The sequence below is a fragment of the Salmonella sp. NW1250 genome (genome assembly GCF_051812965.1).
GTDB classification, from domain to species: domain Bacteria; phylum Pseudomonadota; class Gammaproteobacteria; order Enterobacterales; family Enterobacteriaceae; genus Salmonella; species Salmonella enterica.
In genome coordinates this window covers 200,015-215,284 of record NZ_JAMNDD010000002.1, presented here as the reverse complement: position 1 = coordinate 215,284, position 15,270 = coordinate 200,015, and the positions used below count along the sequence as shown (strand labels likewise).

General features: G+C 53.8%; 12 protein-coding genes. 3 read left to right on the top strand and 9 right to left on the bottom strand.

What is annotated here, in order from left to right; all coding sequences use genetic code 11:
• Positions 1-10: 10 nt before the first annotated feature.
• Complete coding sequence (gene rlmD / locus NBA72_RS04285) at positions 11-1,306, bottom strand: 23S rRNA (uracil(1939)-C(5))-methyltransferase RlmD (protein WP_439004982.1); 1,296 nt, start codon at positions 1,304-1,306, stop codon at positions 11-13.
• A gap of 57 nt (positions 1,307-1,363) precedes the next feature.
• Here rlmD and barA point away from each other — a divergent pair, with 57 nt between their 5' ends.
• Entirely contained in the window at positions 1,364-4,120 is a 2,757-nt protein-coding gene (gene barA / locus NBA72_RS04280; RefSeq protein ID WP_000186398.1) for a two-component sensor histidine kinase BarA, read from the top strand.
• A gap of 42 nt (positions 4,121-4,162) precedes the next feature.
• Here barA and NBA72_RS04275 read toward each other — a convergent pair whose 3' ends face one another.
• The 8 genes from NBA72_RS04275 to syd form a co-directional block, all read right to left on the bottom strand.
• A complete protein-coding gene (locus NBA72_RS04275; RefSeq protein WP_000706477.1) occupies positions 4,163-5,305 on the bottom strand; it encodes a glycerate kinase in 1,143 nt (380 codons plus the stop codon).
• 77 nt (positions 5,306-5,382) lie between these two features.
• Positions 5,383-6,723 carry a glucarate dehydratase gene (gudD, locus tag NBA72_RS04270; RefSeq protein ID WP_000107113.1) on the bottom strand — a complete coding sequence of 447 codons (1,341 nt, stop codon included), beginning with the start codon at positions 6,721-6,723 and terminating at the stop codon, positions 5,383-5,385.
• Between the two features lie 20 nt (positions 6,724-6,743).
• Positions 6,744-8,084: an enolase C-terminal domain-like protein gene (locus NBA72_RS04265; RefSeq protein ID WP_042948843.1), complete on the bottom strand. Its 1,341-nt coding sequence runs from the start codon at positions 8,082-8,084 to the stop codon at positions 6,744-6,746.
• Positions 8,081-9,439 carry a galactarate/glucarate/glycerate transporter GudP gene (gudP, locus tag NBA72_RS04260; RefSeq protein ID WP_000097015.1) on the bottom strand — a complete coding sequence of 453 codons (1,359 nt, stop codon included), beginning with the start codon at positions 9,437-9,439 and terminating at the stop codon, positions 8,081-8,083. Before gudP ends, NBA72_RS04265 begins: the two co-directional genes overlap by 4 nt.
• A gap of 481 nt (positions 9,440-9,920) precedes the next feature.
• A complete protein-coding gene (locus NBA72_RS04255) occupies positions 9,921-10,370 on the bottom strand; it encodes a flavodoxin (RefSeq protein ID WP_000807738.1) in 450 nt (149 codons plus the stop codon).
• 18 nt (positions 10,371-10,388) lie between these two features.
• Positions 10,389-11,171 carry a tRNA pseudouridine(65) synthase TruC gene (gene truC / locus NBA72_RS04250; RefSeq protein WP_042948842.1) on the bottom strand — a complete coding sequence of 261 codons (783 nt, stop codon included), beginning with the start codon at positions 11,169-11,171 and terminating at the stop codon, positions 10,389-10,391.
• Positions 11,171-11,500: a YqcC family protein gene (locus tag NBA72_RS04245; protein WP_000207015.1), complete on the bottom strand. Its 330-nt coding sequence runs from the start codon at positions 11,498-11,500 to the stop codon at positions 11,171-11,173. The genes truC and NBA72_RS04245 overlap by 1 nt, the downstream gene beginning before the upstream one ends.
• Before the next feature lie 611 nt (positions 11,501-12,111).
• Positions 12,112-12,657 (bottom strand): SecY-interacting protein, encoded by a 546-nt coding sequence (gene syd / locus NBA72_RS04240; RefSeq protein WP_000343990.1) that lies wholly within the window; start codon positions 12,655-12,657, stop codon positions 12,112-12,114.
• Positions 12,658-12,725: 68 nt separating this feature from the next.
• Between syd and queF the strand changes: the two genes are divergently transcribed.
• Both queF and ppnN read left to right on the top strand, forming a co-directional pair.
• Positions 12,726-13,574, top strand: coding sequence for an NADPH-dependent 7-cyano-7-deazaguanine reductase QueF (gene queF / locus NBA72_RS04235; RefSeq protein WP_042948841.1), 849 nt, complete (start codon positions 12,726-12,728; stop codon positions 13,572-13,574).
• A 112-nt stretch (positions 13,575-13,686) separates the two neighbouring features.
• The gene (ppnN, locus tag NBA72_RS04230) at positions 13,687-15,051 is read left to right on the top strand and encodes a nucleotide 5'-monophosphate nucleosidase PpnN (RefSeq protein WP_000627973.1); all 1,365 of its coding nucleotides are present in this window, start codon (positions 13,687-13,689) and stop codon (positions 15,049-15,051) included.
• The last annotated feature ends 219 nt before the right edge of the window (positions 15,052-15,270 follow it).

Sequence of the window (15,270 nt, the reverse complement as noted above, 5' to 3'; positions counted from 1 at the left end):
CCGGTAATCATTACATGCGCTCGAACAGAACCATTGATTCCAGATGTCCTGTGTGCGGGAACATGTCGAGCATCGCTAAACGCGTAACCTCATATCCCGCATTGACCAGCGCTTCACTATCGCGCGCCAGCGTCGCCGGGTTACAGGATACATAAACAATGCGAATAGGTTTTAATTTTATAATATGTCGCATCACTCCTGTAGCCCCCGCACGCGCAGGATCGAGTAAGACTTTGTCAAAGCCGTTTTTCGCCCACGGCTGCTTCGTGACATCTTCCTCCAGGTTCTCATGGAAGAATGTCACATTATGTAAACCATTGCGGATGGCGTTTTCACGGCCTTTTTCTACCAGCGCCGGAACGCCCTCAACCCCTATCACGCTTGCCGCGCGCGTTGCCAGCGGCAGCGTAAAATTCCCCATTCCGCAGAACAGATCCAGGACACGATCCTCGGCGCGCACATCAAGCCACTCCAGCGCGCGGGCGACCATTTGCTGGTTTACCGCCTCATTAACCTGAATAAAGTCTCGCGGACTGAAGGCTAAACGTAAGCCGTGCGAATCATACCAGGGCGCCTCGCCAGATACCGTTTCCAGTATCTCGCTAAACGGCGCCAGAAACAGAGACAATCCCTCAGAATGCGAAAAGCGTTCCAGTTTTTCTTTATCCGCCGCACTTAATGGCGCGGTATGGCGCAGAATCATCAGCGTACCGCTTCCCGCCTGTACCAGCTCAACATGCCCAAGATGTCGGGTGCCGTGTAAACTCGCCAGACACGCCCTGATTCGGGGCAGCAATGCTGCAAGCTGGGGCACCAAAACAGGGCACTGTTCGACATTGACGATATCGCTGGAACCCGCTTTGCGAAATCCCATTTGCAGCGGTTTATCCGGCGGGCAATTCAGACTTAACCGCGCACGACGCCGATAACCCCAGGGCGCGCCGGCGAGGATGTCATTCACCTCGTGTTTCATCAAACGCGCCAGCGCCGCGCTTTTGCTGCGTTGTTGCAGGGCGATGCTGACATGCTGTTGCTGACAACCGCCGCAGACGCCAAAATGCGGGCAGCGCGGCGTTTCTCGTTCCGGGCTATCATTCAAACGGCGCGAAACGCGTGCGCGGGCAAATTGCTTTTTATCTTCTGTAATAATGACTTCTGCGCTTTCCTCAGGCAATAAACCGGGGATAAACAGCGCCTTTCCGTTATGACGGGCTACGCCCTGACCAAATGAATCGAGGTCATTGACTTTAACGGTTATGATCTGACGCGTCGTCACGCGCCGTTTTGCAGAGTAGAATTGCGCCATCGACCAGCTTTTTCTCAATTTAACAGTGTGACCCTAATTGTCCCATAACGGAACTCCATGACCAACTACAGCCTGCGCGCACGCATGATGATTCTGATCCTGGCCCCGACCGTCCTGATAGGTTTGCTGCTCAGTATCTTTTTTGTAGTGCACCGCTATAACGACCTGCAGCGTCAACTAGAAGATGCCGGCGCCAGTATTATTGAACCGCTCGCCGTCTCCAGCGAATATGGTATGAACTTACAAAACCGGGAGTCTATCGGCCAACTTATCAGCGTCCTGCACCGCAGACACTCTGATATTGTGCGGGCGATTTCCGTTTATGACGATCATAACCGCCTGTTTGTAACGTCTAATTTCCATCTGGACCCCTCACAGATGCAGCTTCCCGCCGGAGCGCCGTTTCCACGTCGTCTGAGTGTCGATCGCCACGGCGATATTATGATTCTGCGCACCCCGATTATCTCGGAGAGCTATTCGCCGGACGAGTCAGCGATTGCCGACGCGAAAAATACCAAAAATATGCTGGGATATGTGGCGCTTGAACTGGATCTCAAGTCGGTCAGGCTACAGCAATACAAAGAGATTTTTATCTCCAGCGTGATGATGCTTTTTTGTATTGGCATTGCGCTGATCTTTGGCTGGCGGCTTATGCGCGATGTCACCGGGCCTATCCGTAATATGGTGAATACCGTTGACCGCATTCGCCGCGGACAACTGGATAGCCGGGTGGAAGGATTTATGCTGGGCGAGCTGGACATGCTGAAAAACGGCATTAATTCCATGGCGATGTCGCTTGCCGCCTATCACGAAGAGATGCAGCATAATATCGATCAGGCCACTTCAGACCTGCGTGAAACCCTTGAGCAGATGGAAATCCAAAACGTTGAGCTGGATCTGGCGAAAAAGCGCGCCCAGGAAGCGGCGCGTATTAAGTCGGAGTTCCTGGCGAACATGTCGCACGAACTGCGAACGCCGCTGAACGGCGTCATTGGCTTTACCCGCCTGACATTAAAAACGGAGCTGAACCCCACCCAGCGCGACCATCTGAACACCATTGAGCGTTCCGCGAATAATCTGCTGGCGATCATTAATGACGTGCTCGACTTCTCCAAGCTGGAAGCCGGTAAGCTCATTCTGGAAAGTATCCCTTTTCCACTGCGTAATACGCTGGATGAAGTGGTTACGCTGCTGGCCCACTCGTCGCATGATAAAGGGCTGGAGTTGACGTTAAATATTAAAAACGACGTCCCGGATAATGTGATTGGCGACCCGCTGCGCCTGCAACAGGTCATTACTAATCTGGTGGGTAATGCCATTAAGTTCACCGAGAGTGGCAATATCGACATTCTGGTAGAAAAGCGGGCGCTCAGTAACACCAAAGTACAGATTGAAGTGCAGATCCGCGATACGGGGATCGGCATTCCGGAACGCGACCAGTCGCGACTGTTTCAGGCGTTTCGCCAGGCCGATGCCAGTATTTCTCGCCGTCACGGCGGCACCGGGCTTGGGCTGGTGATTACGCAAAAGCTGGTCAACGAAATGGGCGGGGATATCTCTTTCCACAGCCAGCCTAATCGCGGCTCGACCTTCTGGTTTCATATTAATCTTGATCTTAACCCAAATGTCATTATTGACGGGCCGTCGACCGCGTGTCTGGCCGGAAAACGGCTGGCTTATGTCGAACCGAATGCTACCGCCGCGCAATGTACCCTGGATCTACTGAGCGACACGCCGGTGGAAGTGGTTTACAGCCCGACCTTCTCCGCGCTGCCGTTAGCGCACTACGATATTATGATTTTGAGCGTTCCGGTGACCTTCCGCGAGCCGCTCACCATGCAGCATGAACGTCTGGCGAAAGCGGCATCAATGACGGACTTTCTACTGCTGGCGCTACCTTGCCATGCGCAAATTAACGCCGAAAAGCTGAAACAAGGAGGCGCGGCGGCCTGTCTGTTAAAACCATTGACGTCAACGCGCCTGTTGCCAGCGCTGACGGAATATTGCCAGTTGAATCACCATCCTGAACCGCTGCTAATGGATACCAGTAAAATCACCATGACGGTTATGGCGGTTGATGACAATCCCGCCAATCTGAAGCTTATCGGCGCGTTACTGGAAGATAAAGTCCAGCACGTAGAACTTTGTGATAGCGGACATCAGGCGGTAGATCGGGCGAAACAAATGCAGTTTGATCTGATTTTGATGGATATTCAGATGCCGGATATGGACGGCATACGCGCCTGCGAATTGATTCACCAGCTTCCTCATCAGCAGCAAACACCGGTTATTGCCGTTACGGCACATGCGATGGCCGGGCAAAAAGAGAAGTTGCTCAGCGCGGGCATGAACGACTATCTGGCTAAACCGATAGAAGAAGAGAAGTTGCATAATCTGTTGCTGCGCTATAAACCTGGCGCCAACGTAGCAGCGCGCCTGCTGGCGCCGGAACCGGCTGAGTTTATCTTCAATCCGAATGCAACGCTCGACTGGCAGCTTGCGCTCCGCCAGGCTGCCGGTAAGCCCGATCTGGCGCGGGATATGCTGCAAATGCTGATTGATTTTCTGCCGGAAGTGCGCAACAAAATTGAAGAACAACTGGTGGGAGAAAATCCCAACGGCCTGGTCGATCTGGTCCATAAGCTACACGGGAGCTGCGGCTATAGCGGCGTACCGCGGATGAAGAACCTCTGCCAGCTTATTGAGCAACAGCTTCGCAGCGGCGTCCACGAAGAGGAGCTGGAGCCTGAGTTTCTGGAGCTGCTGGATGAGATGGATAATGTCGCGCGTGAAGCGAAGAAGATATTAGGCTGATATTCGCCGGATGGCGGCGTGACCGCCTTATCCGGCCATAACTCAGCGTAACTGTTGCCCCGCTTTCAGCGTTGCAGCCACGTTGCGCGCGGTCATTCGTACGTTTTCACTCGCATTCTTCAGCGCGTCCTCCAGCGTGCAGATGGTATAAATCACGCTGAAAACGGCATCAAGCCCATGTTCATGAACCACGCCAACGTCCGCCGTCAGGCTACCCGCAATACCAATTACCGGCTTGTTATACCGTTTGGCGATGTTTGCCACGCCAATAGGGACTTTACCGTGAATAGTCTGGCTGTCGATGCGTCCCTCGCCGGTGATGACTAAATCAGCATCCGCAAGACACGCTTCCAGATGAAGCGCATCGGTGACAATCTCAATACCACGCCGTAGCTGCGCGCCGCAAAACGCGTATAACGCCGCCCCCATGCCGCCTGCCGCGCCGCCGCCTGCCAGATCCAACACATCGACATGCAGATCGCGGGCAATCAAATGCGCATAGCGAGTCAATGCCGTATCCAGGCGTTCAATCATTTCCGGCGTCGCCCCTTTTTGCGGACCAAAAACCGCAGACGCGCCCTCTTTGCCGGTAAGGGGATTCGTGACATCGCAGGCGACCTCTATATGGCACGCCGACAAACGCTTATCCAGGCCGCTGATATCAATGCTGGCGAGTGTTTCCAGCCCAATGCCGCCTTGCGCAATATCATTGCCCTGCGCATCCCGTAGCCTGGCCCCCAGCGCCTGCACCATCCCCGCGCCGCCATCGTTGGTGGCGCTACCGCCGATACCAATAATGATATGCTCAACGCCCGCATCCAGCGCATGACGGATCAGCTCGCCGGTTCCCCATGACGTGGTCTTCAACGGATCGCGTTGCGCGGGCGGCACCTGCTCCAGCCCGCTGGCGGCCGCCATTTCAATGAATGCGGAACGCGCATCGCCGGAAAGCCCATAAAACGCATTGACGCGATGCCCCAACGGCCCGGTGACCTCAACATGCACGATTCGACCCGCCGTCGCTTCAACCATCGCTTCGACAGTACCCTCTCCGCCATCAGCCAGCGGCAATTTCAGGTAATCGGCGTCAGGCCAGATCTCGCGAAATCCTTGTTCAATGGCGGTCGCTACCTCAAGAGCACTCAAACTTTCCTTATACGAGTCTGGTGCGATCACTATTTTCATAAGTCGTCCTTACGCATGTTGATCCTGTTAAGCATACACCCAGAGAAGAACCGGTTCCTTACGGAACCGGCTCTGACTTAACGCACCATGCAAGGACGCTTATTATCAAACGTCCAGCCAGGAATTAAGTACTGCATTCCCATCGCGTCGTCACGCGCGCCTAAGCCATGTTTTTGATAGAGCTCATGCGCTTTCATCACCTGATCCATATCGAGCTCAACGCCCAGACCCGGTTTGGTCGGTACTTGCACCATGCCGCCTTTAATTTCAAACGGTTCTTTAGTCAGACGTTGGTTGCCCTCCTGCCAGATCCAGTGGGTATCGATCGCGGTGATCTTGCCCGGCGCCGCCGCGGCAACATGGGTAAACATCGCCAACGAAATATCAAAGTGGTTGTTAGAGTGCGAGCCCCAGGTCAGACCGAACTCATGACACATTTGCGCCACGCGTACAGAGCCTTGCATAGTCCAGAAGTGCGGGTCCGCCAGCGGGATATCGACGGATTGCAGCGACAGCGTATGCCCCATTTGACGCCAGTCGGTCGCTATCATATTGGTGGCCGTCGGTAATCCGGTCGCGCGACGGAATTCCGCCATCACTTCACGTCCCGAAAAACCCTGCTCCGCGCCGCACGGATCTTCTGCATAGGCCAGAGAACCTTTCAGGTATTTACCAATGCTGATCGCTTCGTTCAGCGACCAGGCACCGTTTGGATCGAGCGTGACGCGCGCTTGTGGGAAACGTTTCGCCAGCGCCACGATTGACTCGGCCTCTTCTTCGCCCGCCAGCACGCCGCCTTTCAGTTTGAAGTCGTTGAAGCCGTATTTTTCATAGGCGGCTTCCGCCAGACGCACTACCGTTTCCGGCGTCATCGCCTCTTCATGGCGCAGACGATACCAGTCGCATTGCTCATCCGGCTGGCTCTGATACGGCAGCGGCGTGGCCTTGCGATTGCCGACAAAGAACAGATAACCCAGCATTTCGACTTCGCTGCGCTGCTGACCGTCGCCTAACAGCGAAGCGACGTTGACGCCCAGGTGTTGGCCCAAAAGGTCAAGCATTGCCGCTTCAATGCCAGTCACCACATGGATAGTGGTACGGAGATCGAACGTTTGTAAACCGCGTCCGCCCGCATCGCGATCGGCAAACTGGTTGCGAACGGCGGTCAGGACATTTTTATATTCACCCAGCGTTTTTCCCACCACCAGTGGGATCGCATCTTCCAGCGTTTTGCGAATTTTTTCGCCGCCCGGAATCTCGCCGACCCCGGTATGGCCGGAGTTATCTTTAATAATGACGATGTTACGCGTGAAGAACGGGGCGTGCGCGCCGCTCAGGTTCATCAGCATACTGTCATGACCCGCAACCGGGATAACCTGCATTTCAGTGACTACAGGCGTCGTAAATTGAGTACTCATAACTGTGTCCTTATTCAGAATTAGTGACGACCAAAAACAGGGCGTTTGCGGTCAAAAGTCCAGCCGGGGATCAGGTATTGCATCGGGCCTGCATCATTACGCGCGCCGCCTGGCAGCTTTTTATACGCGTCATGCGCTTTTCGCACCTGTTCCCAGTCAAGCTCCACGCCCATTCCTGGCGCATCCGGAACGGCAATTTTGCCGTTTTTAATTTCCAGCGGATTTTTAGTCAGGCGGCAATCGCCCTCCTGCCAGATCCAGTGCGTATCAATAGCGGTGGGTTTGCCTGGCGCCGCCGCGCCGACATGGGTAAACATCGCCAGTGAAATATCAAAATGGTTATTCGAATGGCAGCCCCAGGTTAGCCCCCAGTCATCGCACAGTTGCGCCACGCGAACGGCGCCGGTGAGAGTCCAGAAATGCGGGTCGGCAAGAGGAATGTCTACCGCGTTGAGCATCACCGCGTGTCCCATTTCACGCCAGTTGGTGGCAATCATATTGGTCGCCACCGGCAGACCGGTCGCGCGGCGGAACTCCGCCATGACTTCACGACCAGAGAATCCTTGCTCCGCGCCGCACGGATCTTCCGCGTAGGTCAGTACATCTTTCAGCCCTTTGCACAACGCAATGGCTTCATCCAGTAGCCAGGCGCCGTTCGGATCCACGGTAATACGCGCGTCCGGGAAGCGTTTTTTTAGCGCGCGAACGGTATCAATCTCTTGCTCGCCCGGCAGCACGCCGCCCTTGAGTTTAAAATCTTTAAAGCCGTAGCGATCCTGAGACGCTTCCGCCAGCCGCACGACCGCGTCGCTATTCAGCGCTTCCTGATGGCGCAGGCGATACCATTCATGGCTGCCCGGCGTGCTTTCCAGATACGGCAGATCGGTTTTAGTGCGATCGCCAATATAGAAGAGATAGCCCAACACGGTGACGGCATCGCGCTGTTTACCGGGTCCTAATAGTTCACAGACCGGCACATTAAGCGCCTGCCCCAGTAGATCAAGCAGCGCCGCTTCCAAAGCTGCCACCGCGTTAACCCGCAGTTCAAACGTCCATGCGCCTTTACCAAAGGTGTCAAAATCAGCAGCCTGGTTGCCTTTATGCACCTGCTGCACCACTTTGTTCAGGCGGGCGACTTCCTGGCCTAATACCATCGGAATAGCATCGACCAGCGTCTGATAAATCACTTCTCCGCCCGGCGCCTCGCCGACGCCAGTATGCCCGGCGTTATCGGTGAGGACGACGATGTTACGGGTGAAGTACGCGTTATGCGCGCCGCCGATGTTGAGTAGCATACTGTCATGTCCGGCAACCGGAATGACCTTCATGTCCGTAATAACGGGACTGGATTGCGTTGTCATGATAATTGTCCTGCGACAGGTTTCAGTTCAATACGCTTAATATCGCCTACCAGCACCAGATAGCTGATGATGGCCACCAGGGCATGTACGCCGACATAGATCAACGCGCCGTTGAAGGAACCGGTGGTGCCAACGATGTAACCAATCGCGATTGGCGTCACAATACCGGAGATATTGCCGAACATATTAAACAAGCCGCCGGAAAGACCGCTGATCTCTTTCGGCGCGGTATCCGCCATTACTGCCCAGCCCAACGCGCCGATACCTTTACCGAAGAAGGCCAACGCCATAAAGCCGATGATCATCCATTCCACGTTCACATAGTTACAGAACACCATAACCATTGACAGCAACATCCCCAGCACAATCGGCGTCTTGCGCGCGATATTCAGGGAGCCAGTACGACGCATCAGCCAGTCGGAAATGATGCCGCCCAACACGCCGCCGATAAAGCCGCAGACCGCAGGAACCGAGGCGACAAAGCCCGCTTTGAGAATCGACATGCCGCGCGCCTGGACCAAATAGACCGGGAACCAAGTAATAAAGAAATAGGTCAATGCGTTAATACAGTACTGACCGATGTAAACGCCAATCATCATACGAGAGCCCAGCAGCTGTTTGATCTGGCCCCATTTGACGCTAAACGGTACTTTCGCTTTGGTGTCTTTCTGATCCATATTGATCAGCGCGCCGCCTTCTGCGATGTACTCCAACTCTTTCTTATTTACGCCCGGATGGTTATTTGGTTCATGGATAACTTTCAACCAGATAAAGCTGATGATGATCCCTAACCCGCCCATAAAGAAGAAGACATGCGACCAGCCCACTTCGTGCGTCAGCCAGCCCATAATTGGCGCGAAAATAACCGTGGCAAAGTATTGCGCGGAGTTAAAGATGGCCACCGCCGTTCCCCTCTCCTGCGCCGGGAACCAGGCTGCAACAATGCGACTGTTGCCCGGGAAAGAAGGCGATTCCGCCAGACCAACCAGGAAACGAAGCGTAAAGAGGGCGACAATAATGCCGAAACCACTAAAGATATCGACAAAACCCTGCAACAGGGTGAAGACTGACCAAATGAAAATAGACCAGAAATAGACGCGTTTGGAACCAAAGCGGTCCAGCAGCCAGCCACCCGGGATCTGCCCGATAACATAGGCCCATGAAAAAGCAGAAAAAACATAGCCCATACCTACCGGATCAAGGCCGATATCTTTGGCCATTTCTGAGCCGGCAATGGACAATGTGGCGCGGTCGCCGTAGTTGAAGGATGTGACGATAAACAGCATCACCACTATCCAGTAGCGGGCGTTCGTGCGTTTCTCCGCACTGCTCGCCGCGTGACTTAATGAACTCATTGTTGCACTCCTGAAATTTCGCGTTAGCTACGCTCACTCTGAACTGCACAACCGGTAGGGAATCAGAGATAACGTTTCCTTGTTGCAGCTTTTATTAGGTCGTTTGCTTTGCACGCTGCATGCTTTTATTCACTGGCAGGAGAAGTATAAAAAGCGCGCCACACACACTCACCGTGCAACAACACAGTATTTTGGCGATGAATTACGCCTGTTTATGGCAAAAGCCCAGGACAGTGGAAGCCACTTCACGGAAATGAAATCAGAAGGCGCCAGGCGTCGACGCAGGAGGAATAAAAAGAGAAGAATGTGAAACAGGTCGCTTGATTACATGAAAACGCCCGTAAAAAACTGCCGCTTTTGCGGGCATATGCCCAAAGCTAACACGATTCAGTTACTTTACACTGTATACAGGTCGTGATTTTGCTTACTGGCAACGCAAGCAAACGAAAAGGTACCCTCCCGTAGGGGGGAGGGATTTACCTCAGGAAAGTAAAGTTCCCCAGTTTTCAACCCAGGGATTGGACTGGCTCTCCGGCTCCGGATGTTCGCTGGCGTCAATGAATAATATCTCCCCCACCCGCTGCGCGCTTTGCTCTTGCAACAGGGCATCAAACTGTTTGCCGCCATTACAGAAATTGGGGTAGCTGCTATCACCTAGCGCAATCACCCCGTAACGCAGGTTTGGTTGAAAACCGACTGTATCTTTAATGCCGTGAAAGAGCGGCGCAATGCTATCCGGTAGATCGCCCTGCCCGGTTGTCGAGGTAACGACCAGCGCAACCTTATCCTGATATTGCTGCCAGTCGGACAGTTCAGGATCTTCAAACACGGTCGCGCTGTGGCCCTGTCTGGCGAGGATCGCTTCCGCTTCTTCCGCCACCAGCAGTGAGTTGCCATACATGGTCCCGACAAAAATACCAATTTCTGCCATTATGCGTATCTCCCTGAATTATGCCTGATGAGTCTCATCCTGCCGGGACGCCGCCGTAAACTCAACCCTTTCATTGTCAGGGAGAAGTCCACGCCAGCCAAACTGTGTCAGCGCCTGCATCCAGGTTTCATCCAACCCGGCCTGAATTATCAACGGCTGTCCGGTAAAGGGGTGCGTCAGTTCAAGCCGACTGGCATGAAGCATCAGGCGACGACAGGCAAAATGCTCCGCCGCGCTGCGGTTTTGTCGCAAATCGCCATGTTTACTGTCGCCGATGATAGGATGACGCAGATGCGCCAGATGACGACGGAGCTGGTGCTTGCGTCCCGTTTTTGGTTCCAGCTCAACCAGGCCATAACGCGTGGTGGGATAACGCCCGGTCGGCACCGCCATTTCGACCGTCGCCAGCCCGCGATACTGCGTTACAGCCGGCTGGGGCGCTTTATCTTCGCGGGCGAATTTATCGGCAATTTTATCGCGCTCTTCCACCAGCGGATAATCCAGTACCGCGTCATCCATCAGCCAGCCGCGCACAATGGCATGGTAGCGTTTACGGATGTGGTGCTGCTCGAACTGCTGCGCCAGACGGCGTCCCGCTTCGCTGGACAGCCCCATTAACAGTACGCCCGACGTGGGTCTGTCGAGACGGTGGGCGGTAAAAACATGCTGGCCGATTTGGTCGCGCACCGTTTGCATGACCACGACTTTTTCGTCGCGATCCAGCCAGCTCCGGTGAACAAGCCAGCCTGCGGGTTTATTCACGGCAACCAGCCACCGATCTTGATAGAGGATCTCCAGCATCAGGATTTATCGCGGACGAATAGCGCATCCAGATCCTGCAAAACCGCCAGGATCGCCTCCCGCTGCGGATGATCCGCCGCCAGCGCCATTTCATAATAAGGGGCGACGGCAAACGCCTCGGGCAGCGGCTGCGCATTATCAAGTAGGGTATGCATACGTGGGATCAATACCCATTGCAGCCATTCCAGCGGTTCCATGGTATCCATAAAAAATGGTTGGGTGCTGGTAAACAGGTGCGCCTGCGGCGCATCCTGCCGCCAGTGGCGATGCTCGCGCAGCAGCGTTTCAAGCGCATGTAACTGCTGACGCACACGGTCATGAGTCGTCATGTTAAAAACCTCAATGATGAAAATCTGGCGCGAAGAATAACAAAAAAAAGGGAGCACTGTATAAACAGTGCTCCCGGTTCGTTTCGCAGCATTCCAGCTACTTTTCGTGCTCCCTGCTCATCCGTGACAACTTTTCCTGTGACCTTACGGCCTGTTCATCCTGAACGTTTGCATCCTGCGCACATCGCCCGATGTGATAGCTTCTTCCTGAAGCGTCCCTGGTCATCCAGACCCGCCGAACATCCTGATCGGCTCTCGTTCTCCGTCCTGGAGGTGTCCTTTAACGCATCCTGCGCTTTCCACTTTGCTTCATCCTGAAGCCTTTCCTTGTAACACCATCCTGGCGTGTCCTGCTGAAGCGTCATCATCCTGACGTTCGCTTCGTTGTACGACTCCCTGTCGACGAAGATAGAATCGCCTGTTTCACCTTGTCTTACAAGACGCTTACAGACAATACCTTAAGTAAATTTTCATATGAAAGTGCGCAAAAACATTTTAATTAGTTGTTTTATATAGACTTACATAAGAAAACGGGGCTCAGTATCCGCTGATATCCTGGCGATCTCCTACAGACTTTGTAAGAGATCTCTCACACCCGTTAGGGCAAACGATTACAGAAGAGGATTAAGTTGCGTAAGGAATTCCGCAAGCGTTGCGGCAAGAACGGTACGATTGCGGGTGCCCAGCGTTTCTTTAATCACCTCGCCGGACAGATTACAGACCGAAATGACCTCAAGCTCATTTTCCTGCGTCGCAATAAAAAGCGTGGGAGGAAGCTTGAGCCGCTTTTGCGTGACCAGGTGGCCTATCAGATTTTCCTGCACGCGCCGAAAGTCATCCTGACTCCAGGTTTGCAGTAGCGTAAGCTTTTCGTCCGCAAACTGCGCGGGCATGTCGCCAGCAAACTGCGTGGTGTAAAACGCGTGGAGCGCAGGTTGTACCATAATATCAAAGGCGCGTTCAACCGCGTTTACATTTTCTTCGCCTTCAAAAGGTTGCGGCTGCCAGTAAACGGCATCGCGGGTTGAAGAAATAATGCACGGAGAAGGTACGCCATACAGTTCTTCGCTCAACGGCCAGCTACCGTGTTTTTCTTGCCACGCGTCGCAGTAACGCGTCGTAAAGGCTTTCAATGCCTGCGCTGTCAGTTCGTCCACCAGTTTCTCTCTTCATAAAAGCCAGGATACACTTGGCGCATAGTGTATCTGGTTTATGACGGTGAAACATGTCTTCTTATGAAAACCATCAGGCTCTTGATGGCCTGACTCTCGGAAAATCAACGGATTACCGGGACAATTATGACGCCAGCCTGCTGCAGGGCGTACCGCGCAGTTTGAATCGTGACCCGCTCGGATTAACAGCCGATAATTTGCCGTTCCACGGCGCGGATATCTGGACGTTGTATGAACTTTCCTGGCTTAACAGCCAGGGTCTTCCGCAGGTCGCCGTCGGGCATGTCGAACTGGATTACACCAGCGTTAATTTAATCGAATCCAAAAGCTTTAAACTGTATCTGAACAGCTTTAACCAGACGCGCTTTGACACCTGGGAGACGGTGCGCCAGACGCTGGAGCGCGATCTGCGCGCCTGCGCGCAGGGCAACGTTAGCGTGAGGCTTCATCGTCTTGATGAGCTGGAAGGACAGCCTGTCGCCCATTTCCACGGCACCTGTATTGACGATCAGGATATCAGTATCGACAACTACCAGTTTACTACCGACTATCTGCAACATGCGGTCAGCGGCGAGAAGCAAGTAGAGGAGACGCTGGTCAGTCATCTGTTGAAATCCAACTGCCTGATCACCCACCAACCGGACTGGGGCTCGATACAAATTCAGTATCGCGGGCGCAAAATCGACAGGGAAAAACTGCTGCGTTATCTGGTCTCCTTCCGTCACCATAATGAATTTCACGAGCAGTGCGTAGAGCGTATTTTTAATGACATTCTGCGCTTCTGCCAGCCGGAAACGTTAAGCGTTTATGCGCGCTATACCCGCCGCGGCGGGCTGGACATTAATCCCTGGCGCAGCAATACCAATTTCGTGCCCGCCACGGGCAGGCTGGCGCGACAGTAATTTTTTTGTCAATTTTGCGTGCCGGATTGCGCATGTAAGGTTGTGAAAGGTCATCAGCCAGGGCTATTGTAATCAACAGGGAATGGCGTGTTGCGTCCCATAAGGAGTTTACTTGATTACACATATTAGCCCGCTTGGCTCAATGGATATGTTGTCGCAACTGGAAGTGGACATGCTGAAACGCACGGCCAGTAGCGACCTGTATCAACTGTTTCGTAACTGTTCACTTGCCGTTCTTAACTCCGGCAGCCTGACCGACAACAGCAAAGAGCTGCTGTCCCGCTTTGAAAATTTCGATATTAACGTACTGCGCCGCGAGCGCGGCGTGAAGCTGGAATTGATTAACCCGCCTGAAGACGCCTTTGTTGACGGGCGGATTATTCGTGCGCTACAGGCTAACCTGTTCGCGGTGCTGCGCGACATTCTCTTTGTGAATGGGCAGATCCACAATGCCGGTCGTTTCCAGCATCTGGATCTTGAAAGCTCAACACATATCACCAATCTGGTGTTCTCCATTTTGCGCAACGCCCGGGCGCTGCACGTCGGCGAAGCGCCAAACATGGTGGTATGCTGGGGCGGCCACTCAATTAACGAAAACGAGTACCTGTATGCCCGTCGCGTCGGCACGCAGTTGGGATTACGCGAGCTGAACATTTGCACCGGCTGCGGCCCTGGGGCGATGGAAGCCCCCATGAAGGGCGCGGCGGTCGGTCACGCGCAGCAGCGTTATAAAGACAGCCGCTTTATCGGCATGACTGAGCCTTCCATTATTGCGGCTGAACCGCCTAACCCGCTGGTGAATGAACTGATCATCATGCCGGATATCGAAAAACGCCTGGAAGCGTTCGTCCGTATCGCACACGGTATCATCATCTTCCCGGGCGGCGTGGGTACGGCGGAAGAGCTGCTTTATTTGCTGGGTATTCTGATGAATCCAGCCAATAAAAATCAGGTGTTACCGCTGATCCTGACCGGACCAAAAGAAAGCGCCGATTACTTCCGCGTGCTGGATGAGTTTATTACCCATACGCTGGGCGAAGCGGCCCGCCGTCATTACCGCATCATCATTGACGATGCGGCGGAGGTAGCGCGGCTGATGAAGAAAGCGATGCCGCAAGTGAAAGAGAATCGCCGTGATACCGGCGACGCCTATAGTTTTAACTGGTCGATGCGTATTGCACCGGATCTTCAGGTGCCGTTTGAGCCGTCGCATGAAAATATGGCCAACCTGAAACTGTACCCGGATCAGCCGGTTGAGATTCTGGCGGCGGATCTGCGACGCGCCTTCTCCGGTATTGTCGCGGGGAACGTGAAGGAGGTCGGGATACGCGCCATTGAAGCTAATGGTCCGTATAAAATCCACGGCGATCGAGAGATGATGCGTCGCATGGACGATCTGCTGCAGGGATTCGTCGCGCAGCATCGTATGAAATTGCCAGGTTCCGCCTACATCCCCTGTTACGAGATCTGCGCTTAGCGCTTATGCCCGGTTGCCGCCAGCAGCCGGGCGCTTCTCCCATTCCTTTCATTGCGGTATGGCAATTAACGTATGCCTTCATTTTTTATGATGATCATCAGAGGCATAGCCCGCATTGTTTTATAAACACCATTTATAATTCATCATAAATAGATTGCCAGGCAAACGTTTACTTCACTCCTCTTACCGTGATTTATCGGTTCAAACTCTTATTCTTCG

Coding starts and splice junctions, on each gene's coding strand:
- gudD (WP_000107113.1), bottom strand. CDS start 6,723: ATGAGTACTCAATTTACGACGCCTGTAGTCACTGAAATGCAGGTTATC.
- queF (WP_042948841.1), top strand. CDS start 12,726: ATGTCTTCTTATGAAAACCATCAGGCTCTTGATGGCCTGACTCTCGGA.
- NBA72_RS04275 (WP_000706477.1), bottom strand. CDS start 5,305: ATGAAAATAGTGATCGCACCAGACTCGTATAAGGAAAGTTTGAGTGCT.
- NBA72_RS04255 (WP_000807738.1), bottom strand. CDS start 10,370: ATGGCAGAAATTGGTATTTTTGTCGGGACCATGTATGGCAACTCACTG.
- barA (WP_000186398.1), top strand. CDS start 1,364: ATGACCAACTACAGCCTGCGCGCACGCATGATGATTCTGATCCTGGCC.
- NBA72_RS04265 (WP_042948843.1), bottom strand. CDS start 8,084: ATGACAACGCAATCCAGTCCCGTTATTACGGACATGAAGGTCATTCCG.
- NBA72_RS04245 (WP_000207015.1), bottom strand. CDS start 11,500: ATGACGACTCATGACCGTGTGCGTCAGCAGTTACATGCGCTTGAAACG.
- truC (WP_042948842.1), bottom strand. CDS start 11,171: ATGCTGGAGATCCTCTATCAAGATCGGTGGCTGGTTGCCGTGAATAAA.
- gudP (WP_000097015.1), bottom strand. CDS start 9,439: ATGAGTTCATTAAGTCACGCGGCGAGCAGTGCGGAGAAACGCACGAAC.
- rlmD (WP_439004982.1), bottom strand. CDS start 1,306: ATGGCGCAATTCTACTCTGCAAAACGGCGCGTGACGACGCGTCAGATC.